General features: G+C 58.7%; 19 protein-coding genes. 5 read left to right on the plus strand and 14 right to left on the minus strand.

Annotation, left to right across the window (positions count from 1 at the left end):
* The first annotated feature begins 4 nt into the window (after nt 1–4).
* From puhE to idi, 3 genes are read left to right on the plus strand one after another with little or no spacing between them, the layout of a single operon-like run.
* The gene (puhE, locus tag ABVF61_RS21235) at nt 5–862 is read left to right on the plus strand and encodes a putative photosynthetic complex assembly protein PuhE (RefSeq protein WP_353995529.1); all 858 of its coding nucleotides are present in this window, start codon (nt 5–7) and stop codon (nt 860–862) included.
* 33 nt (nt 863–895) lie between these two features.
* The gene (hemA, locus tag ABVF61_RS21240; protein ID WP_353995530.1) at nt 896–2,113 is read left to right on the plus strand and encodes a 5-aminolevulinate synthase; all 1,218 of its coding nucleotides are present in this window, start codon (nt 896–898) and stop codon (nt 2,111–2,113) included.
* A gap of 25 nt (nt 2,114–2,138) precedes the next feature.
* Nucleotides 2,139–2,672 (plus strand): isopentenyl-diphosphate Delta-isomerase, encoded by a 534-nt coding sequence (gene idi / locus ABVF61_RS21245; protein WP_353995531.1) that lies wholly within the window; start codon nt 2,139–2,141, stop codon nt 2,670–2,672.
* Between the two features lie 137 nt (nt 2,673–2,809).
* Here the strand turns inward: idi and pufC are convergent, their stop codons facing one another.
* The 12 genes from pufC to ABVF61_RS21305 all read right to left on the minus strand — a co-directional run bounded on the left by pufC (nt 2,810) and on the right by ABVF61_RS21305 (nt 13,892).
* Nucleotides 2,810–3,946 carry a photosynthetic reaction center cytochrome PufC gene (pufC, locus tag ABVF61_RS21250; protein WP_353995532.1) on the minus strand — a complete coding sequence of 379 codons (1,137 nt, stop codon included), beginning with the start codon at nt 3,944–3,946 and terminating at the stop codon, nt 2,810–2,812.
* A gap of 11 nt (nt 3,947–3,957) precedes the next feature.
* Complete coding sequence (gene pufM / locus ABVF61_RS21255; RefSeq protein WP_353995533.1) at nt 3,958–4,920, minus strand: photosynthetic reaction center subunit M; 963 nt, start codon at nt 4,918–4,920, stop codon at nt 3,958–3,960.
* Between the two features lie 11 nt (nt 4,921–4,931).
* Nucleotides 4,932–5,777, minus strand: coding sequence for a photosynthetic reaction center subunit L (gene pufL, locus ABVF61_RS21260; protein ID WP_353995534.1), 846 nt, complete (start codon nt 5,775–5,777; stop codon nt 4,932–4,934).
* Between the two features lie 145 nt (nt 5,778–5,922).
* Entirely contained in the window at nt 5,923–6,120 is a 198-nt protein-coding gene (pufA, locus tag ABVF61_RS21265) for a light-harvesting antenna LH1, alpha subunit (protein WP_353995535.1), read from the minus strand.
* Between the two features lie 27 nt (nt 6,121–6,147).
* Nucleotides 6,148–6,294 carry a light-harvesting protein gene (locus tag ABVF61_RS21270; RefSeq protein WP_296594192.1) on the minus strand — a complete coding sequence of 49 codons (147 nt, stop codon included), beginning with the start codon at nt 6,292–6,294 and terminating at the stop codon, nt 6,148–6,150.
* 129 nt (nt 6,295–6,423) lie between these two features.
* Complete coding sequence (locus ABVF61_RS21275) at nt 6,424–6,660, minus strand: hypothetical protein (RefSeq protein ID WP_353995536.1); 237 nt, start codon at nt 6,658–6,660, stop codon at nt 6,424–6,426.
* Between the two features lie 47 nt (nt 6,661–6,707).
* Nucleotides 6,708–8,153: a chlorophyllide a reductase subunit Z gene (bchZ, locus tag ABVF61_RS21280; RefSeq protein WP_353995537.1), complete on the minus strand. Its 1,446-nt coding sequence runs from the start codon at nt 8,151–8,153 to the stop codon at nt 6,708–6,710.
* Nucleotides 8,147–9,733 (minus strand): chlorophyllide a reductase subunit Y, encoded by a 1,587-nt coding sequence (gene bchY, locus ABVF61_RS21285; protein WP_353995538.1) that lies wholly within the window; start codon nt 9,731–9,733, stop codon nt 8,147–8,149. The genes bchZ and bchY overlap by 7 nt, the downstream gene beginning before the upstream one ends.
* Before the next feature lie 15 nt (nt 9,734–9,748).
* Nucleotides 9,749–10,756 carry a chlorophyllide a reductase iron protein subunit X gene (locus ABVF61_RS21290; protein ID WP_353995539.1) on the minus strand — a complete coding sequence of 336 codons (1,008 nt, stop codon included), beginning with the start codon at nt 10,754–10,756 and terminating at the stop codon, nt 9,749–9,751.
* On the minus strand, nt 10,753–11,694 hold the full coding sequence (gene bchC / locus ABVF61_RS21295; RefSeq protein WP_353995540.1) for a chlorophyll synthesis pathway protein BchC: 942 nt from the start codon (nt 11,692–11,694) through the stop codon (nt 10,753–10,755). Before bchC ends, ABVF61_RS21290 begins: the two co-directional genes overlap by 4 nt.
* 107 nt (nt 11,695–11,801) lie before the next feature.
* Nucleotides 11,802–13,001: a methyltransferase gene (locus ABVF61_RS21300; RefSeq protein WP_353995541.1), complete on the minus strand. Its 1,200-nt coding sequence runs from the start codon at nt 12,999–13,001 to the stop codon at nt 11,802–11,804.
* 21 nt (nt 13,002–13,022) lie between these two features.
* Nucleotides 13,023–13,892 (minus strand): polyprenyl synthetase family protein, encoded by an 870-nt coding sequence (locus ABVF61_RS21305; protein ID WP_353995542.1) that lies wholly within the window; start codon nt 13,890–13,892, stop codon nt 13,023–13,025.
* Nucleotides 13,893–14,004: 112 nt separating this feature from the next.
* Here ABVF61_RS21305 and crtD point away from each other — a divergent pair, with 112 nt between their 5' ends.
* Both crtD and ABVF61_RS21315 read left to right on the plus strand, forming a co-directional pair.
* A complete protein-coding gene (gene crtD / locus ABVF61_RS21310; protein WP_353995543.1) occupies nt 14,005–15,603 on the plus strand; it encodes a 1-hydroxycarotenoid 3,4-desaturase CrtD in 1,599 nt (532 codons plus the stop codon).
* Between the two features lie 5 nt (nt 15,604–15,608).
* Nucleotides 15,609–16,445, plus strand: a complete 837-nt coding sequence (locus ABVF61_RS21315; protein ID WP_502949985.1) for a carotenoid 1,2-hydratase family protein — start codon at nt 15,609–15,611, stop codon at nt 16,443–16,445.
* A gap of 28 nt (nt 16,446–16,473) precedes the next feature.
* Here ABVF61_RS21315 and ABVF61_RS21320 read toward each other — a convergent pair whose 3' ends face one another.
* The gene (locus ABVF61_RS21320; protein WP_353995545.1) at nt 16,474–17,658 is read right to left on the minus strand and encodes a phytoene/squalene synthase family protein; all 1,185 of its coding nucleotides are present in this window, start codon (nt 17,656–17,658) and stop codon (nt 16,474–16,476) included.
* Nucleotides 17,655–19,214 carry a phytoene desaturase gene (locus tag ABVF61_RS21325; RefSeq protein WP_353996470.1) on the minus strand — a complete coding sequence of 520 codons (1,560 nt, stop codon included), beginning with the start codon at nt 19,212–19,214 and terminating at the stop codon, nt 17,655–17,657. The genes ABVF61_RS21320 and ABVF61_RS21325 overlap by 4 nt, the downstream gene beginning before the upstream one ends.
* Nucleotides 19,215–19,243: the final 29 nt, after the last annotated feature.

The following is a 19,243-nucleotide window of genomic DNA, read 5'->3' on the forward strand; positions in this document are numbered from 1 at the left end:
GTACATGATGAACCTTGCGAACCCGGTCACAGCAATTCTGGTAGCCATCGGTGTCTGGTGGCTGTCGACCGGGCTCGTCCTGGCGATGGTTCACTGGTCTACCAATCGAAAACTGGAGCCCTGGCAGCTCCTGCCGATTGTGACCGTTTTCGGTGTCGTTGGGTTTCTGCTCATGCTTTATGGCAGCCGCAACCTGACGCCGCTCGGATCTTACGCCGGGTTCTTCGGCGCACTTCTTGTGTGGGCCTGGCACGAAACCACGTTCCTGACCGGCATGGTCACTGGCCGCCGGAAAGGCGAATGTCCGCCAGGGCTATCGGGTTTCGAGCGTTTCAAGGCGGCGTGGAAAGCAGTTTGCGACCATGAAATCGCAATACTCGTCACCGGCATTTTCCTTTGGGCCACGCTTGCAGGTGGTGACAATCTGTTCGGACTGGCGACGTTTGGCCTTCTATGGGGTATGCGCATTTCGTCCAAGGTGCTGATTTTTCTCGGCGCGCGTCATGCGGTCAGCGGTCTGATGCCGCCGGCGATCCTCCATCTGCGCACCTATTTCAACACCGGCCGCACGACACGCCTGTTTCCGGTGATCCTGGCAATTGCGACAGGTCTGTTTGCAACTCTTGTGGTCGGCGCTGCACAAGCGAATCTCGACTATTCCGTGGTTGGACATATTCTGCTTGCGACCTTTATGGCGCTCGCGATCTTTGAACATCTCATTCTGGTTTTGCCGGTATCCGACACTGCGCTTTGGCGCTGGGCGGTACCCAAGAGGGTCCCGGCCGATGCGGTTCCGAACGCAACACAAACAAACTTGTCGTCTATCGGCGCGGCTGCGAAGCGCCAGACGGACGCACCCTGACGCGAAAAAATGATGAGGGAAGAGGAGAGGCCGATGAACGTTTTTGAGCACATGGAGACAGCACTCTCCGATTTGCACACCGCTGGAAACTATCGGGTTTTTGCGGAATTGGAACGGCATTGTTCGCAGTTTCCGAAAGCGACTTTCTATGACGACGAGGGCGAAACGCGCGACGTCACGGTCTGGTGTTCCAACGACTACCTGGGCATGGGGCAAAACCCGCTCGTCACAAGACGAATGACCGAGATCATCGAGAAATGTGGCGCCGGTGCGGGGGGGACACGCAACATCTCCGGCACAAATCACTATCACGTGCTGCTGGAGCGCGAGCTCGCGGATCTGCATGCCAAGGAAGCTGCACTGATCTTCACTTCAGGGTACGTTTCGAACTGGGCGGCGCTCGGTACGCTCCTGGCCAAGATCCCCGGGATAATCGTCTATTCCGACGCACTCAACCACGCGTCGATGATCGAGGGCATTCGTCACTCGCGATGTCAAAAGCGACTGTTCCGGCACAACGATCCGCAGCATTTGCGGGAGCTGATGGCGGCGGACGATCCTAACGCCCCGAAGCTGGTTGCTTTTGAGAGCGTTTATTCGATGGATGGGGACATCGCGCCGATCGAAGAGATCTGCGATGTCGCAGACGCGTTCGGGGCAATCACGTATCTTGACGAAGTGCATGCGGTCGGCATGTACGGTCCGCGCGGTGGCGGTGTCGCAGAGCGCGAAGGTCTGATGGACCGTCTGACGGTCATCGAAGGCACTTTGGGCAAGGCCTTTGGCGTCATGGGCGGATACATAACCGGCCCGACCGTTCTGGTCGATTTCGTTCGCTCTTTCGCTTCCGGTTTCATTTTCACGACAGCGTTGCCGCCGGCGCTTGCGGCCGGGGCCACGGCGTCGATCCGCTATCTGAAGGAAAGCACCAGGGAACGGGAGGCACACCAGGCGGTTGTTGCCAAGGTTCGCGCAGCGCTTGATGCGCGGGGCATCCCGCACATGGAAAATCCGAGCCACATTGTGCCGGTTCTTGTCGGAAACGCGTCAAAGTGCAAATGGATTTCCGATGTTCTTCTGAGCAACTTTGGCATATATGTCCAGCCGATCAACTATCCCACGGTTCCGGTTGGAACCGAGCGGCTGCGGATCACGCCGACACCACTTCACAGCGACGCCGACATCCGGCAGCTTGCCGAGGCGGTGTGTTCGCTATGGTCGCAATGCGCCTTGGCGCGCGCGGTTGCCTGAAACCTTTAAGTGGACCCTGGATTAGATGAACAGGCACATTATCATACCGGCGGTCGCCGACGACGGCTCGCTGTTTCCGGTCGAAAAAATGGCCGCCCATGTCCAGGGTCTATTGCACCTGGCCGTCTCGGTATTTGTCTTCGATGGTGATTTGCTTCTCATTCAAAAGCGCGCTGCCGTGAAGTATCACTGCGGCGGACAGTGGGCCAACACCTGCTGCAGCCACCCTCACTGGGATGAAACGGTAGAATCTTGTGCCGAACGCAGACTTCAGGAAGAACTTGGGTTTTCGATACCACTGACACGACATCAGACCGTGGAATACGAGGCAAGCGTGGGCGAGGGGCTCAGCGAGCACGAACGCGTAACGCTGTTCAGCGCCCAGGTCGACCGAAGGCAGCTCGACATTCGGCCGAACCCGGAAGAAGTCGATGCAGTCCGCTGGGTCGACCCTGAAAGCCTCCACAGGGAGGTTCAAAAGTCACCCGACGACTTTACGCCATGGTTCCGTATCTACCTTGAGCGGTTTCCCGCTTTCAAGTTCAGCACAAACGACTAGAGGGTTCCGCGGCCGGCCAACCCTTTCGAGACCGCAATCCGCCTCTCTCTCCCAAGAACACTCAGTGGTGACCGTGAGGTCAAAAAAAGGGAGCCGCGATGGCTCCCTTTCAAGTGACGGTCACGCCGGTTGGGGTGCTACTTGGCAACATCCGCGACTGTGGTTTGGAGAGGGAGCGCGGATGAATTTGCCGGCGTTTCCGCACCCATGACCTGAGTTTCCCCAGGAACATAAGTCGAAAAATCAGGCACGTCGGTTGGGCCTTTCTTGTCGAGCGCGTCGACATAGTCCTGCAGCATCGAGACGCCATAGAGCGGTTTTTGAACACCGTTGTGGCAAGTCGAGCAGCCGATCTTGAGCACATCGCCTTCAGGTCCAAGGCGATTTTCTGGGAAGACGGGCGTCAGGCCGACCATATAGTCGACATTCAGCGCGCGGGTCATGTTGATCCCGTGCCAGGCGGTCACGCGCTGCGGCGGGCTCTGGTCCCAGTCATTGAAGGCCCGCGAGTTGTGGCAGGTCACGCAATTGACCCCAAGGCCCTCTGACATGTGCATCATAAACGCCCACGTGCTCTCGGTTTCCTTGGTGCCGGCCGGATTCGGACTGTCAGGGTCAGGCAGGGCCGTGAGCGAATGCACCCGGATCGACTTGTCTTCAAGCAGATAGTCCATAAGCGCATTTTGAGGCATGGAGGTGTTGCCGACGAACTTGCCCACACCGCCGTGGCGGCTCATGGCGCTTGCCGGTTTCGGCTCCTGATCGTCGTACCAGTAGTTTGCCGGGATGTGCTGGCCGCGGTGGCAGGTGTAACAGGTCACTCCGACATCGCCGACATGATCGCCCCAGTCCACATTGATCGTCTGGTTCATCTGGATCATGCGCCGGGCAACGACCTTTGTGTAAACCTCGTCCGAGGCGAAATTCTCTGCGTTGTGGCAGTATTCGCAGCCTTCTTCGGGCGAGATCCATTCCGTGATCGCAGCCATGAACTGGTTGAACTGATCATCTGAAAGATCCCCCAGAACCTGGACGTTCTCGTAAAGCTCGCTCGCGCGATCCCCCTCCGGATCCGCTTCCCAGGGAGCCTCGGGAACCTCATTGGCGGCCCTGAGTGCCTTTTCCTTTTCAATGTCCTTTTCAAGGTACATGCCTGTACCGCGATACCCGATCTGGACCGATTCAACGGGTGGGGCATCCCAGTCCGCGCCGACGAAGCTGGCGATAGCGAGGAGCGTTCCGGCGGATGCTGCAAATGGTATCCAAAGTTGCATTTTCCCTCTCCTTACTGCGCCGCCGGGTCGACGACATCCGGATAAATGTCCGGCAAGGGGGCGACGATGCCGTGCTCAATTCCCCACAGGTACCAGTTGTCGACGACTGTTCCGGTCAGAAGTATCCCGATGCCGCCAGTCAGGGGTGTCAGAATGGCAAACCACCATGCCCATCTGTGAACGGATTCCATCGTGGCGTTGAAGCCCATGGTCCAGCGCCAGAACAGCGCGGCGCGCTCAGAGGCGGTGCCTCGATCGGTAATCTGCTCAAGTTCACGCTCGCCGCCGTATTTGCCGACGGCCAGAATGGTGGCACCATGCATTGCAAACAGCAGCACCGACCCATAGAGGAAGACGATCGAGAGACAGTGGAACGGGTTGTAGTAGAGGTTGCCGTACCGGATCGAAAACGCAGCTGTCCAATCCAGATGCGGGAAGATGCCGAACGGCACGGCCTCGGAGAAATTGCCCATCAGTATCGGGCGGATAAAGCCAAGAACCAGGAAGAGCCAGATTGCCGATGCAAACGCCCAGGCAACATGGGTTCCCATCTCAAGCTGCCGGGCCCGCCGGTAGACGCGCACCCACCACAACAGGATGGACGCAGTCAGGAAGAAACCGGCGATCAACCACCAGCCACCGTCGTTCAAAGGCGGCATGGACAGGCCGTATTCTGCCGGCGGCGGTTCAAGGCCGAGCCAGAAGAGCTGGCGGACGAACTGGATGGGATCCCAGCCAACCGACGCCCACATGTTGAGGCCGATGATCTCGAACGCGATCAGTCCGAAAACGAGGGACAATGTCCCAAGATAGCCGAGATAAATGGGACCGATCTGCGCGTTTCCGATCCAGCCCAGCAGCCTCGACATGACCGGCGTTCCGGTGCGCGGACTGTCGTCCTTGGGAAGCGGCATGCCTTCTTCGGCGGGGCCGCTGATTTGAACGATCGTAAGAATGTTCTGGTATTGGGTCATAGCGTTTCCCCTCAGTTCCAGATCGGCAGGTCAAGCCACCAGTTCCACCACTGTGGCCAGCCCTGGTTCCAGAAGGGCCCGCTGATGACGATGCAGACGGCACTCCAAAATCCTGCGTTCAGCGCGAGGATCAGACCGAGCCTGTGAATGCCGAGCGTGCCGATGGAATAGCCTATGATGTCGCGGAAGAAGGTGTCTTCATATTCGGGTGTCTTCACCTCGGCCTGCTGGCCGCCACCTTCCATGGACGCGCCGGGATTGGCGGCTGAAAGAATGAGGCCGCCGTGAAGCGAGAGCGCGAGCGTCGTCGTGAAGAAGAAGGTCACGGCGATCATGTGGGCTGGATTGTAGTGGAAATGCAGGTACTGGTAGCCAACGTTCGACACCCAGTCGAGATGGCTGAAAATGCCGTATGGAAAGCCATGTCCCCAGGCGCCGAGAAGCAGCGGGCGAAACACGACGAGTGTCACATAGGCGAAAATCGCAAAGGAAAACGCGATCGGGACATGATAACCCATCCCGAGTTTACGGCATATCTCGACTTCGCGGAGTGCCCAGGAACAAAATGCCCCAATCGCGCAAATCGTTATGATTTGCCAGAGGCCACCTTCCTTCATGGGGGCCAGAGCGAGGCCATAGGAAAGATCAGGGGGCGCAATCGAGATTTGCCAAATGTTCCAGGTTGGTCCGATCGCCGCGCCATAGATCACCAGGGCTGTGCCCAGAATAACGAAAAAGGCACCGGTTATACCAAAGAAGCCTACATAAAACGGGCCGACCCAGAAATCGAAGAGATCTCCGCCAAGCAGCGTCCCGCCACGTACGCGGTACTTTCTTTCAAAGCTGAGCAAAGCCATGAAGTCCTCCTTAGCCGCTGCATAACGGTGCATCAGCGCAGCTAAACTCTTGAAGCAGGTCTTGGTGGCGGAAGACGCTGAGCGCCGCGTGAGCGGGAGACTGCGGGACCCTCCGCCACCGATGATGTTGAGCCGTCCTGGTCTGTCAGACCAAGGCGGTGTTTTGGTCCGGATGAAGCAATTCGATTTGCGATCCGGGTCCCCAAAGAGCGGCGTTGTCCAGCCAGTTGTACTTTTCCGAACTCAGCAGGATGAAGTGAATCAGCACTGCCAAGGTGAAAAGGAACACCGCGAGGCCAACGAGCACTCGACGCGGATCGAAGAGGAGCCAAACTCTCCACATGTCTTCACATCCTTATCTGCTGTGGACCTAGAGCCACGGTTGGTAGAGCCACATCGAAATGTGGGCAAGGAAGGGAAAGAGCGACATCAAGATCGCGCTTTTGACGAAGTATCGATGAAACTCCTGCGCCTCCTCATGAGAAATCCCCGTCAGGGACTCTTTGTCTGAAGCCATTGAAATGACCTCCGCTGCTTGCCTTTCGGCGGTTACCGCGCACAACCCTCGCGGCAGGGTTCCAGTGAAGTCGGTTAACCGGTTCCTCTGGGCTTTCGCCAACGCCGTAAACGCCGGCAAAGTGGGGGGCTACACATGGAAGGCATAACCCAAGGCTGCATAGGCCGATGCTTTGGCTTCCTCGAAAACGGAGCCTTCAGCCCGGGCGTCGCGCGCACTGAAAACAGTGCTGATCCGGGTGAGCGCTATCGTTGTGAGGCAAAGCGGAAAGACCAATAAAAACAGACGTTTCATCATGACACGTTCGGCTTCCCGCTCCCGGTAACGATCGCGGACAACGTGCTCGTGGTGTGTTGTTGAAACCATTTGTTCTGCTCCTTCGGTTCCCGGTCTGCGGCTTAGAGAAACATGGCTCATGCGGTGATCCCGGACTTGTTGGCGACCCGTGCGACATGCGCAAAAGTCACTTCAGTGACGTTGTCGGCCCAGGCCTCCAATTCCGCTGCTTCACGCAGGCGTTTGGCGGCGGATATGCGTGCAAGCACCGGTTCACGGCTGATCCGTGCGTCGAGTGCCGCGAGGGCATCCGGATGCCACTGGTATTCTGTCTTCTGGCGCGCGGAGGTCGCTTCGATTGCATCGAGCTCACCGGCGCTCGGAAGGATTTCGAACAGCACATCGAAAAGCGCGTTGCAGACTTCCTGGATCAGCCAGCAGGCGCCGGAGTACCCCATCACCGGTGTGCCGGTGTGCCGGCGCACGACCGCGCCCGGATAGGACAGCTGAATGAATTTGCCGCGCGCGCCTGCTTCTGCCATGTACATGCGTTCATTGAACGAGCCGAACATGATCATGGGTGTGCTGTTCGCAGTCAGCTCCGCAACTTCCGGATTGTCTGTTTTGGTTCCGGCCTTGCGGGCAACTGCAAACGTGCAGGGAAGCCCCATCTCACCTTCAAGAAAGTTCTGGACCCCGCGAACGTAGGTTTCGTTGGCGACAATCGCGAAGTTGGCGGTCGCAAAGAAATCCTGCGTGACGGAGCGCCACAGATCCCACAAGGGTTTCAGCGTTGTATGCTTTTCTTTTTCTATGAACGGCTGCGGATCCAGATCGAGGATCTCGCCGAGTGTTTCCAGGAAGGCTGTTGTGGAATGAATGCCGATGGGAGCCTGCAGGTAGGGCCGCTCCATCGCCTCGCAAAGGAGACGGCCGAATTCACGGTAAAGACAGATGTTCGCGTCGGCATCGCCAAGCTTCCGCAGGTCTTCCACGTGGCTTCCAAGCGGGAAAATCATGTTGATTTCCGCGCCGATGCCTTCAACAAGTCGCCGCACCTCGTGAAGGTCGGACGGCATGTTGTAGGTGCCATAGATCGGCCCGATAATGTTGACCCTTGGCTTTGCACCTTCCTTGCGCTTACGCGGTTTTGGAACGCGCTTTGGTCCGAACTCCGTCCAGAGCCATTTCAGTGCCCGGTCCGCGCTTTGCCATTGATCTTCGTCGATGGTGCGGGGCAGGAAGCGCTTGATGTTCGAGCCTTCCGGAGTGACACCGCCGCCAATCATTTCCGCGATGGATCCAGTTACGACGACTGCTGGAAGATCCGGATCGAGCACCTGGCGTGCGCGTTTGATTGCGCTTTCGGTTCCATGCTGACCAAGCTCATCCTCGGAGAGGCCACTGACCACGATCGGCAATTCGTGAGGGGGCAGGGCGTCGGTGTAATGCAGCACCGAAGTGACGGGCAGGTTTTCGCAGCCCACGGGACCGTCGATGATGACCTGAAGCCCCTTGATCGCCGTGAAGGCGTAAACGCTACCCCAGTAACCGCCAGCCCTGTCATGGTCGAGGATCAGCATCCGACGCTCTCCCCGTTGTCTACTGCATTCTGAGACTTCTTGAGACGCGCCGCATACTTCTGGCGGTAACCGCTCTTGTCTTCCGGAACGCCTTGCCAAATACCGGACGTGTCCCCTTGGCCAACCCCTTCAAAGAAGTCCTGCATCTTCAGGAACCGGTCCTTGTTGGCGATTGCGGTGGAGATAACGCCGGGCAATGAGGCAGTGCCGGCCGGTCCCATCAAAGGCCGGGCCGAGATGAGGTTGGTGAAGTAGAGTGCGGGCGTCGCGCTTTCCTTCGCCTTCTGGACGACCGGCGTCGTGCCGATTGCCAGGTCGGGCTCAAACGCTTCGAAAGCTTCCAGATCCTGTTCCAGCGACGCGCGGAACCGAACCTCGACCCCGCGTGCTTCCAGCCACTGGGCATCTTCCTCGCTGTAAGGTGTTCTGGGGCAGGCGGTTCCCACGTAACGCAGGTCAGCGCCGAGTTCGACGAGCAGGCGGCCGACAAGCAGTTCGGACCCCTCGTAGCCAGAGAGCGTGATACGTCCGTCGATACGATTGGCTCCGAGGGCTGCAGAAATCGCACCGTGCATTGCGTTGCGGCTGATATTCGTCTTTTCAGCGGCAATCCCGCACTTTTCACCGATCGCCGAAAGCCAGGCATCGGTACCTTCAAGACCGATTGGTGCAGAACCGATGATCTCGCGGCCCGCGGCTTTGAATTCCCGGAAACTTGCGGTGTAGAACGGATGAATTCCGGCGACGACCGCACAGTCGAGTGCCGAATAGAGTTCGCGCCACTCCCGGACGGGTACGGTCGGTCCGGCGGCCAGCCCCATGGGATCGAGCATGCCGCCAATGACAACAGGATCGGCCGGGAAGACTTCACCGACAAGGGTTACGGTAGGCTTGTCGTTCAAGCCGTCGCGCGGCGGCAAGACGGGGCCTTCGGAAGCTTCCTGCCGCGCATAGGCCAGCATGGCGGCTGAAAGGACGTCCTTTGCTTCTGCATGCGTGGGCACTCCGAAGCCCGGCACGTCGATACCGACTATGCGCACTCCGTTGATCTGGCGCGGCAGCATTTGCAACGGAACACCGGAAGCCGTCGGAACGCAGAGATTTGTAACCACGACAGCGTCGAACTTCTTCGGATCCGCCATTTTATGAACGGATTCAACAATGTCTTCGAACAGCTTGCCAGTCACCAGCGTTTCGGAATCGAACGGAACGTAACCGACAGACCGTTTGGCGCCATAGAAATGGGATGTGAAAGTCAGGCCGTAGACGCAACAGGCTGAGCCGGAAAGGATGGTTCCCACCCGGCGCATGCGCAGGCCAACCCGAAGGGACCCAAAGGCCGGACACATGGACTGTGGCTGGTCATGCGGCCCTTTGGGATAGTCTGCCTCCAGACGATCCATCAGGTCGCCGTTACCGAGGGAACGCGCTGTTGCTTTCGAAAACTCAGCCTTGCTGTGGCAACCGGCGCCTTCAGCCTTGAGACCTGCGGAATCATCCGGGCGCGCGATCTGTTCATCGCCGGTGGCTTCAGTGCCACCTGCAAAATCCGGCTCGCGTTCCTTCGGGTGCGTTTTCATGGTCCTGTCCGGTCTCTAAATCGTGTCGTAGACCACCTCGAGAGATGGCTTGTCGGCCGCGCCGGCCGCGCACATGTCTTCAGGGGTCGCAGGCTCGAGTTGATAGTCAGCGCCGGTTTCGCTGGAATCGAACAGCCCCAGCAGGCCGTCCTGATCAAGCGGGTTGGGCAGCACCGGCGGCGCTTCTGCCAGGTTGATGGACAACGACTCAAAGAGAGGTCCCCAATTCCCACCCGGCATGCCGATGATCTGGTAATTCGCGCTTTTTCGGCGGATGTCCTCATCCTGGGGGATTGAAGCCAGAACGGGAATGCCGGCGGCATCTGCAAAAGCATGAGCTTCGCCTGTGCCGTCGTCTTTGTTGACGACAAGTCCGGCTACACCGACATTGCCACCAAGTTTGCGGAAATACTGCACGGCTGAGCAGACATTGTTGGCGACATAAAGCGACTGAAGATCGTTGGAACCAACAACGACGACTTTCTGGCACATATCTCTGGCGATTGGCAGTCCGAAACCACCGCAGACGACATCGCCAAGGAAGTCCAGCAGGACGTAGTCGAAATCCCAGTCATGAAAGCCGAGTTTCTCGAGCGTTTCGAACCCGTGAATGATACCGCGTCCACCGCAGCCGCGCCCGACTTCAGGGCCGCCAAGTTCCATCGCGAAGACGCCGTCCCGTTTGAAACAGACGTCTGAAATTGCGACCTCCGCGCCGGCTTCCTTGCGGCTCGATGCGGTCTGGATGATGGTGGGGCAGGCCCGTCCTCCGAACAGGAGCGAGGTGGTGTCGCTTTTCGGATCACAACCGATCAGGAGAACCTTTTTACCAAGCTGCGCAAGCATGTAGGAGAGGTTCGCCAGGGTAAAGCTCTTGCCGATCCCGCCCTTGCCGTAAATCGCTATGATCTGCGTTTCCTTGGTAACCGGGCCGGTCGCAGGGGCATCCGGTTCGACCGCCGCCTCTTCACGGAGAAAGTCCTGCATCCGGTAGCGTTGACCGGGCTGGTTTTCGAGGATCATGAGGGCTTCCTCCAGTCGATGACCATTTTCAGACAGGAAGGATCGTCAAAGGCGGTTCGATAGGCCTGCGAAGCTTCCTTCGGATGTGCGTGATGTGTGATGAGGCCTTCCAGGGAAAGGCGTCCGCCAGCCACCAGGTCCAGAACGGCCGTGGTGTCCTGCGGTTTGAATTCAGCGGAAAGCACAACGGAGACTTCGCGCATGAATGCAGGGGGAAACGCGAAGCTTACGCGTTCGCCATAAAATCCGGCCAGAACCAGGACCCCATTCCTGTTCAGTCGCGCGATCGCGCCGTCCAACGCGGCGGGATTGCCGCTGGCGTCGATTGTGCAGCAGCTTGCAGCCTCGGCCGCGTCACTGTCGGGACTAAACACTTCGTATCCAGCTGCGCCTTTGCGCCGTTCAGGGTCTGCTTCCAGAACGCGCGGTGGCGTTTGTCCAAGCGCGATGGCAACGCGTGCGATCAATCGTCCGAGCACGCCGTGACCAATGATCATCTCTACGGGCTGCTGCGCCCGCTTCACGGCCCGGTGCGCGGTCGCGGCCAGGGCAAGCAGCACGGCGTCCTCGGCAATGTCCCCATGTACCGGGATGGTTCGATCGCCCGGTAGGACCAGTCGGTCTGCCGTGGCTCCAAAAAGGCCGGCGGCGCTCGTGTAGCAGTTTGCGCCGGGGACGAACACGGTCTCCCCAGGTCGCCGACCCGACTCCGGTCCTGCTTCAATGACCGTGGCAACGGATTCATATCCGGGCACGAGCGGGTAACCCATGCCGGGGAACTGCGGCATGGAGCCTTCGAAAAGCATTTTCTCAGTGCCGGTGGATATTCCGCTGAAAAGGGTTTCGACAACCACGTCGCGCGCGTCCGGCGAAGTCAGTGCCAATTGCTTCACGCTCAGCGTGCCTGGCTCTTCAAAGACAATTGCCGTGGTGTCCATCTGTGTGCCTCCCGCACATCGGATCCAGCAGATACAACTGTCATTTTAAATTGACGCTCAAAAGTGTCAATTAATATTTACACATTTTGACATAATGAGCGTGAAAATCAGCGTTCCGCGAACACCAGCGTTGCCAAGAGGGGATTGTTGGTCTTGACGGTGCGGGGCTTGCTGAACCCGGATTCGGACAGCAATGCCTTGATTTCCGCATCGCTCCTGCAGCGCCCGGACCCCATGGCAAGAAAATAGAAGCTGAAATAGACAGCCGCGAGCCGAGCGCCTTCCGATGGGCCGGCCATCGCCTCGGCAATCATCAGTTTTGTGCCGGGCCGGAGAGAGGCATGCAGGTTCTTAAGTATGTCCCGAACACGATCATCATCATGGTCGCATAGGATTCGAACGAGGCAGACGCAGTCGGCCATGCCCGGTATCGGACTGCTTGCAAAGTCTCCGCCATGAACGCTCGCCCTTTTTTCAAGGCCATTGGCTGACAGGTTTTCACGCGCCAGATCGGCGACGACCGGCAAGTCGAACAGATGCAGATGTAGGTTCGGGTGCCGCTCGGCGCACGCTGTCAGGAAGCTGCCGTCTCCGCCACCGACATCCAGGATCGATCCGTATGCGCCGAAGTCATTCGCGTCCAAAATGCAATCAGCGAGCATGCTCTGGCTGCTGTGCATCAGAGCAGAATAGTCTTGGGCCGTATCTTCATTCAGTTCAAGCGTTTGCCTGCCGCGCGCATACGCCCAGAACGACTTCAAGCGTGTCTCTTTTTCCGGGTTCTTCAGAAGGTCTTCGGGCGTATCAAGGTCCCTGTAAAGCAACTCATGGTGCAGGACCATCTGTCTTATGCCCTGATCGCCGGCCACGACCGCACCGGCATCGTCTAGCATCCAGGATCCCGGCTCAACTTGTGTCACAAGATCCAGCCGCTCCGCCTGTTCGAGGAGGAGTTGCATTTTGTCGGGCCCGATTCCGCTTGCGCGTGCCAGTTGCTCTGCTGACCGGGGACCTTTCTCAAGCTGCTCGAAAACACCCAGCCTGACGCAGGTGCTTAGCACCTGACTGAAGACGAAACCTGCCGTCAGACGAAAGAGGGCTGCGGCCTTCCGGTTGGCAATGGAGCGCAATCCCGGGATGCGCATGATCCAGTTCCGAAAACTTGCCGATGCAATTTTGCGATTGCGCCAGTTTCGAATGCGAACGGCGCGCTGGGACAGGCGCTTTTCTGCCTCCTGGTAGAGGGGGGCAGTGGATGGCAGGCTCAATTCGGGGGCTGTGCCTTCGTCGTTTCTGCTTGTTGCCACTTTCTGCTCCGTTTGGCGACCTCAGGCAGCGCTTGCCGCGAGCTTCTTCGGCATCAGTCTCTTCGCTTCCTTGTGGATCATGGCTCTGAGCATGTCCGATCCGCGGCATTCGGGAACACTGTCCGCGGCCTGGAGAACGAGGCTGTGCAGATGTTTCATCGCGCCTTCCAAGCCAAGTTCCGCCACCAGGTTCGGCTTCCCGTTCGCCTGATCCTGTCCCGCCGGTTTTCCCATGCTGCCATTGTCATCCATGGCGTCATAGAGGTCGTCGGCTGCCTGATAGGCGGCTCCGAGGGCGTCGGCCAGGGCGTACCATTCGAGTGGGTTCCCATTGGAAGAAAGTGCGCCGGTTGAAACCGCACCGGTGAAAAGTGAGGCCGTTTTGGCGCGATGATAGGCGGCAATCTTGATTTCCGGTTCGCTTTCCCACGCCTGTCCCGCAACCAGCCCATAGGGCGAGCCGACCGCGTTCGCGATGGTCGAGACGAGGGGCGCGGTCAGGTCTGGTGCGTGCTGGGTTTCCCGCGCGACGGTTTCGAAGGCACTCACGATGAGGCCGTCGCCGACCAGCACGGCGATCTCCTCGCCAAATTCGACATGTACCGACGGTTTGCCGCGCCTCGTGTCCGCATTGTCGAAACAGGGTAAATCGTCATGAACCAGCGAAGCGCAGTGCAAGAGTTCGATCGCTGTCGCAGCAGCCGTTGCCACTTTCGGATCGCGGTCGCCGCATGCGAGCGCCACTGCGAGACACAGTCTGGGGCGAATGCGGGCGCCTCCTGGGAAAACGGCGTATCGGAAGGCATCGGATAGTTTTTGAGGGCACCCATTCGCAGTGGCGTAGCGTATGGCTGCTTGCATCCCGGTTTCGATGCGATCCGACAGGTCCATGGAGCCACTCCTCAATTTAGCATGGATGTCAATTTTATTTGACGTTATACTGTCAATTAAGAGTGACACATTGCATTGAAATGTCAACTTCAAGGACCGCGTTGTGGGCAAGATGCCGGAAACTAAGGTCGTGATCATTGGAGCCGGTATGGGCGGCCTCGCGGCGGCACTACGCCTGGCCAACGCCGGTGTCTCCGTGACCGTGCTCGAGGCAGCGGCCGCGCCGGGCGGAAAAATGCGTCAGGTGGAGGCAGGTGGCCAGGCCTTTGACGCTGGACCTACCGTTCTGACGATGAAGTGGGTCTTCGACGACTTGCTGTCGGGCTTGGACACCAGTCTGGAAGACGAAATTTCACTGGAAAAGGCTGATTTGCTCGCCAGACACTATTGGAAGAGTGCCGCTGCTCTCGATTTGTTTGCCGACGTTGAGAAAAGCGCACACGCGATCGGAAATTTTTCCGGGCGGGAAGACGCGGCCGGGTATCGAATGTTTGCTGCGGACAGCAAGCGTGTCTTCGAAACGCTCAAGGACACCTTTATCAGCGCGTCCAGACCCAATCCGGTGACACTGTCCCATCGGATCGGATTTCACAGGATCGCGGACATGTTGGCGCTGCGCCCGTTCTCGACTTTGTGGACGGCCTTGGGCGGCTATTTCTCTGATCCGCGGCTGAGACAGCTCTTTGGGCGCTATGCAACCTATTGCGGGTCTTCTCCCTATGCGGCGCCTGCAACGCTTATGCTTGTTGCGCATGTTGAGCAGGCAGGGGTCTGGATCCCCAAGGGTGGCATGCATGGCATCGCAAGCCGCTTTCAGGCGTTGGCCGAGACCTACGGTGTCAGGTTTCGTTTTGGGGCCCGCGTGAATCAGATCGAGACGGATGGTTCTGGACGCAAGGTCGCGGCCGTACGACTGTCGTCGGGCGAGGTCATCGAGGCCGACCGGATCATTTTCAATGGCGATGTCAGTGCGCTCAAGGACCTGCTGACACCCGCTTCGGGAAAGGGTTACAAGAAAGTGCCCGACGAGAAACGCTCCCAATCGGCTCTGGTCTCGTGCGGACTGGCGATCGCCGAGGGCGTGCCGTTGACACATCACACGGTCTTTTTCTCAGATCACTATGAAGCCGAGTTCCGGTCGGTTTTTCAGGATCGTGCAGCCCCGGCGGATCCCACGGTCTATGTTTGCGCACAAGACCGGAACAGCTCTGGCGGCATCCATTCTGCCGGCCCGCAAACGAGCCGAGAGCGCATTTACTGCCTTATGAATCTGCCGGCTGACGGCGACACCCACAGCTATTCGACAAGCGAGTTGGAGCAATGCCTCACAGCGATGGACCGCCGGCTGGCGAAGAACGGATTGACGCTTCACAGAGACCGGAAAGCCCAGGTTCTGACGGCGCCGGACGGGTTCAACAAGCTCTTCCCGGCAACAGGCGGCGCACTCTACGGTCAGGCCTCGCACGGCTGGATGGCGTCGTTCAGCCGGTTGGGGGCGACGGGCAAGCTGGCGGGGCTCTATCTGGCCGGAGGCAGCGTGCATCCGGGACCGGGCATCCCGATGGCCGCGCTGTCGGGGAAACTGGCAGCCGAACAGGTGATGGCGGATGCCGCTATGACCGGCCGGTTCCACCGGGCGGCTATCAGTGGTGGTATGTCGACGCGACCAGCAACTGCGGCACCTACGCCCTCACGGTCATTGCCTTCATAGGATCTGTGTTTTCTCCATACTACCATCTGTCCGGCCGCAAGGAGCCGGAGAACCACGTGGCGTTCAACGTCGCGCTCTATCAGCCCTCCGGAAACGTCTGGGCAATGACTGAACGCGGATCGAAAAGCCTGGTCCGCAACGCCAGGGGGCTTCGGATCGGGAACAGCGGCCTAAGCTGGTCCGATGGCGGATTGGAATTGGAATTCAAAGAAACGGCGCTTCCCTGGCCCGGACATCGATTGTTGCCGCGGCGGTTCACGGGTCGCATCCGTCTGGAGCCGGAGTTTCTGCATTTGAAGCCGTTCAGTCTGGATGCGGAGGGCTGTCATGTGTGGTGGCCACTGGTCCCCCAGGCGCGGATAAAGGTCGAGTGCGATCTTCTCCCGGGCGGCGGCTGGGAAGGGGAGGCGTACCACGACCTCAACTTCGGATCACGTCCGCTCGAAAGCGATTTCACGTCCTGGGACTGGGCTCGTGGGCGGGCAGGAGACAAGAAGACGATCGTTCTTTACGACGCCAAAATGCGCAAGGGTGAACAGCGCACACTTGGCCTGGTTTTTTCCGCCGGACGCGACGCCGAAACAATTGAGTTGCCGCCCCGAACATGCTTGCCACGCGGGGCGTGGGGTATACGCGGCAACATACATTGTGATGAAGCGGCCAGCCCAAGCAGGTCGAGACGTTTGGAAGACACGCCTTTCTACACACGGTCGCTCGTCGAGACGACCCTTGAAGGAGAAAGGCTCAACATGGTGCATGAGACGCTTGATTGCACGCGCCTTGCCAATCCGTTCGTGCGAATGATGCTGCCGTTCAGGATGCCCAGAAACACCAGGAGTTAAGTCCGTTAGCGGCTGGATTTGCCGCGTTTCACGTCAGCCTTGCCGCGCGTTGCCGCGCCGCCAGTTTGTGGAAGCGTACATCCTGCCGGCTTTCGTTTTGTAGCCGGATCAGCAGACACAACAATCGCTCAGACGAGGAAGCGTCTGGCAGCCCGTTCGACTGAACCGATTTTTTGGCCTTGGCGATTGAGAAGGAGCGGGCGGCTGCATTGACGAGTCCGGCTGCCGCCGGGTCGGCAGCCGCTTCCCGTGCTTGTTTTGCGCTGGCGCTTCGGTCTGTGGCGGGCCGGCGCGCAGCCGCCAGAAGCGAGACCTTCCGCATCAGGCTTGTGTGCGCCCTTTGCGTCACGCTGTCATACCCGTTCGCGACGATCTCGGTACCGATCTCTTCATAGATGAGAGCGGCGGACCGGATCGCATGCCGGCAATCGGACGGAAGTGCAGAAATGCCGGCATGGCCGAGGCGGTAGTGACGGTTTGCTTCTTGCAACAGGCGCTTCACGACCTGACCTATCTCGGGGCAAAACCGGGGTGACACCAGGAACGTCTGCGGATTGATCCCATGTTGGTCGAGCCAATCCATCGGCAGATAGATGCGCCCGTTTCGCGCATCTTCACCGACATCCCTGGCGATATTTGTGAGCTGCATCGCAATGCCGAGGTCTGCGGCCCGGGCAAGATGGTCCGGCTCGCCGGTGCGCATGAGAAGAGCCATCATCAGGCCGACGGTCGCTGCAACGCCCGTTGCGTATTCCTTCACGTCTTCCAGTGTCCGGTAGGTTCGCTTGGAAATGTCCATTTCAAAGCCGTCGAGCAATGCAGCGGGAATACACCTGGGTATGGCGTAGTCTCTGACAGTCTTTTGAAAAGCTCGGTCGCATGGATAGTCCGCCGGGGTGCCCCGGTAGATAAGGTCGAGCCTTTCTCTCAATTGCTGAAGCGAGTGCCTGTCCGAACGCGGATCGTCGATCAGGTCATCCGAATGGCGGCAGAACGCATAAAGCGCAACGGCTGCTTTTCGGGTTTCGGGAGGCAGCAGCAACGAGGCAAGGTGAAAGGACTTTGAGCCTTTGCGGATGGATGCGGTGCAGGCATTCAGGTCGCTGCGGTAGCGTGAGAGACCATAGCGCTTGTCGGAGGAGTCCAGTGCGTTCTTTGCGTGAAGCGCAAAGGGCTCAAAGCCTTCCAGCGCACTCTGGCTGACCTTGTTCATTCCGTTTCCCCCGCGCTTCGTCCGGATTGAACCAATGTCGCGGGATCGGGGACGAGGTCTGCCACGATTTGCGCCGAACAGACCACGCCGGGCAATCCTGCTCCAGGATGCGTCCCGGCTCCACACAGGTAGAGGTTCTCAAGTTCCTCGCTTTTGTTGTGCGGCCGGAACCAGGAACTCTGGAGAAGTTTGGGCTCAAAGGAAAACGCAGCGCCCTGCCAGGACAGGAGGCGCTCGCGAAAGTCCACTGGTGTCAGGACGCGCGAACTCACCACATGCTTGGAGAGGTCAGGCAACACCGTTTCTTCAAGCTGCGCTTCAATTTTCTTTCGATAGTTTTCGGCAAAGGTCGTCCAATCCGTACCGCTCGCCAGGTTGGGAACCGGGCTGAGGACATAAAACGCGTCACAGCCCTTCGGAGCGACGGACGGATCGTTGGCCGATGGACGGTGCAGATAGAGGCTGAAATCTTCCGCCAGGTGTTTCTTGATGAAGATATCTTCCAGCAGTCCCTTGTAGCGCGGTCCGAACAGCATCGTGTGATGACCGACATCGTCATAGCGGCGGTCGGTGCCGAAATACCAGACGAACAGGCTCATCGAGAAGTCGCCGCGTTTGATCTTGCGGTCGCTCCAGCGTTTGCGTGGGTAGTCTTTCAGGAGTTTTCCGTATGTCATCGCCGAATCGCAATTGGACACAACGATGTCCGCAGGCACGGTCTCGCCGGACGCAAGACGGACACCTGTCGCCCTCTTGCCGTTGGTCAAAATGGTTTCGACGGTCTCGTTCAGACGGATAGTGCCGTTGTTCTTTTCAACGAGGCCTGCAATTCCGTGGGCGAGTTTGTTTGTTCCGCCAATCGCATAGTGAACGCCGTGCTTGCTCTCAAGATGCGCTATCAGGCAGTAAAAGGACGTTGTGGTGAACGGGTTACCGCCAATGAGAAGCGGATGAAATGAGAAGACTGACCGCAGTTTGTCGCTTTTGAAGTGCTTCTTGACGACACTGTAGACCGATCTGTATCCCCCGAGCCTGACGAGTTGCGCAAATGTGCTCAGCGTGAAAGCCAGGCTGTGAAACGGCTTGTCTGCAAGCTCCAGGAAAGCATACTCGTAGATTTGGCGGCTTTCTTCCATGAAAGTGCGGTATCCGGCCACATCATCGGGCTCGAAGCGAGCAATCTCCGCTTCCATTGCGGCCTGGTCTCCCGAATAGGTGAACACCGAGCCGTCGGAGAAACGGATCTTGTAAAACGGGTTGTTCTCGCGAATATCCAGGTCATCCGCGAGTCTGCCACCGCAATCCGCCCAGAGCTTTTCGAAAAGCCACGGTGCGGTGATGATCGTCGGGCCGGCGTCAAACACAAACCCGTCCTGCCGGTAGACATAGGCGCGCCCGCCCGGTGCGTCCAGAGGATCGAAAACAGTTACCCGATACCCTCTTTTGCCCAAGAGGGCCGCGGCGGACAGCCCGCCGACGCCCGCCCCGATCACAACGGCGTGGGGCAAGCCTGGCTTGTCCGTTTCCGTGATCGTTGATGGAATGTCCGGGGCAATGTTCACGTTTGTGCTCCTTTCCCCATCGA

Origin of the sequence: Roseibium sp. HPY-6, from assembly GCF_040530035.1 — a bacterium.
Taxonomy (GTDB): domain Bacteria; phylum Pseudomonadota; class Alphaproteobacteria; order Rhizobiales; family Stappiaceae; genus Roseibium.

Bases quoted from the DNA above. Each gene is read 5' to 3' on its own strand.
- puhE (WP_353995529.1), top strand. From the start codon at position 5: ATGATGAACCTTGCGAACCCGGTCACAGCAATTCTGGTAGCCATCGGT.
- hemA (WP_353995530.1), top strand. From the start codon at position 896: ATGAACGTTTTTGAGCACATGGAGACAGCACTCTCCGATTTGCACACC.
- idi (WP_353995531.1), top strand. From the start codon at position 2,139: ATGAACAGGCACATTATCATACCGGCGGTCGCCGACGACGGCTCGCTG.
- pufC (WP_353995532.1), bottom strand. From the start codon at position 3,946: ATGCAACTTTGGATACCATTTGCAGCATCCGCCGGAACGCTCCTCGCT.
- pufM (WP_353995533.1), bottom strand. From the start codon at position 4,920: ATGACCCAATACCAGAACATTCTTACGATCGTTCAAATCAGCGGCCCC.
- pufL (WP_353995534.1), bottom strand. From the start codon at position 5,777: ATGGCTTTGCTCAGCTTTGAAAGAAAGTACCGCGTACGTGGCGGGACG.
- pufA (WP_353995535.1), bottom strand. From the start codon at position 6,120: ATGTGGAGAGTTTGGCTCCTCTTCGATCCGCGTCGAGTGCTCGTTGGC.
- ABVF61_RS21270 (WP_296594192.1), bottom strand. From the start codon at position 6,294: ATGGCTTCAGACAAAGAGTCCCTGACGGGGATTTCTCATGAGGAGGCG.
- ABVF61_RS21275 (WP_353995536.1), bottom strand. From the start codon at position 6,660: ATGGTTTCAACAACACACCACGAGCACGTTGTCCGCGATCGTTACCGG.
- bchZ (WP_353995537.1), bottom strand. From the start codon at position 8,153: ATGCTGATCCTCGACCATGACAGGGCTGGCGGTTACTGGGGTAGCGTT.
- bchY (WP_353995538.1), bottom strand. From the start codon at position 9,733: ATGAAAACGCACCCGAAGGAACGCGAGCCGGATTTTGCAGGTGGCACT.
- ABVF61_RS21290 (WP_353995539.1), bottom strand. From the start codon at position 10,756: ATGATCCTCGAAAACCAGCCCGGTCAACGCTACCGGATGCAGGACTTT.
- bchC (WP_353995540.1), bottom strand. From the start codon at position 11,694: ATGGACACCACGGCAATTGTCTTTGAAGAGCCAGGCACGCTGAGCGTG.
- ABVF61_RS21305 (WP_353995542.1), bottom strand. From the start codon at position 13,892: ATGGACCTGTCGGATCGCATCGAAACCGGGATGCAAGCAGCCATACGC.
- crtD (WP_353995543.1), top strand. From the start codon at position 14,005: ATGCCGGAAACTAAGGTCGTGATCATTGGAGCCGGTATGGGCGGCCTC.
- ABVF61_RS21320 (WP_353995545.1), bottom strand. From the start codon at position 17,658: ATGAACAAGGTCAGCCAGAGTGCGCTGGAAGGCTTTGAGCCCTTTGCG.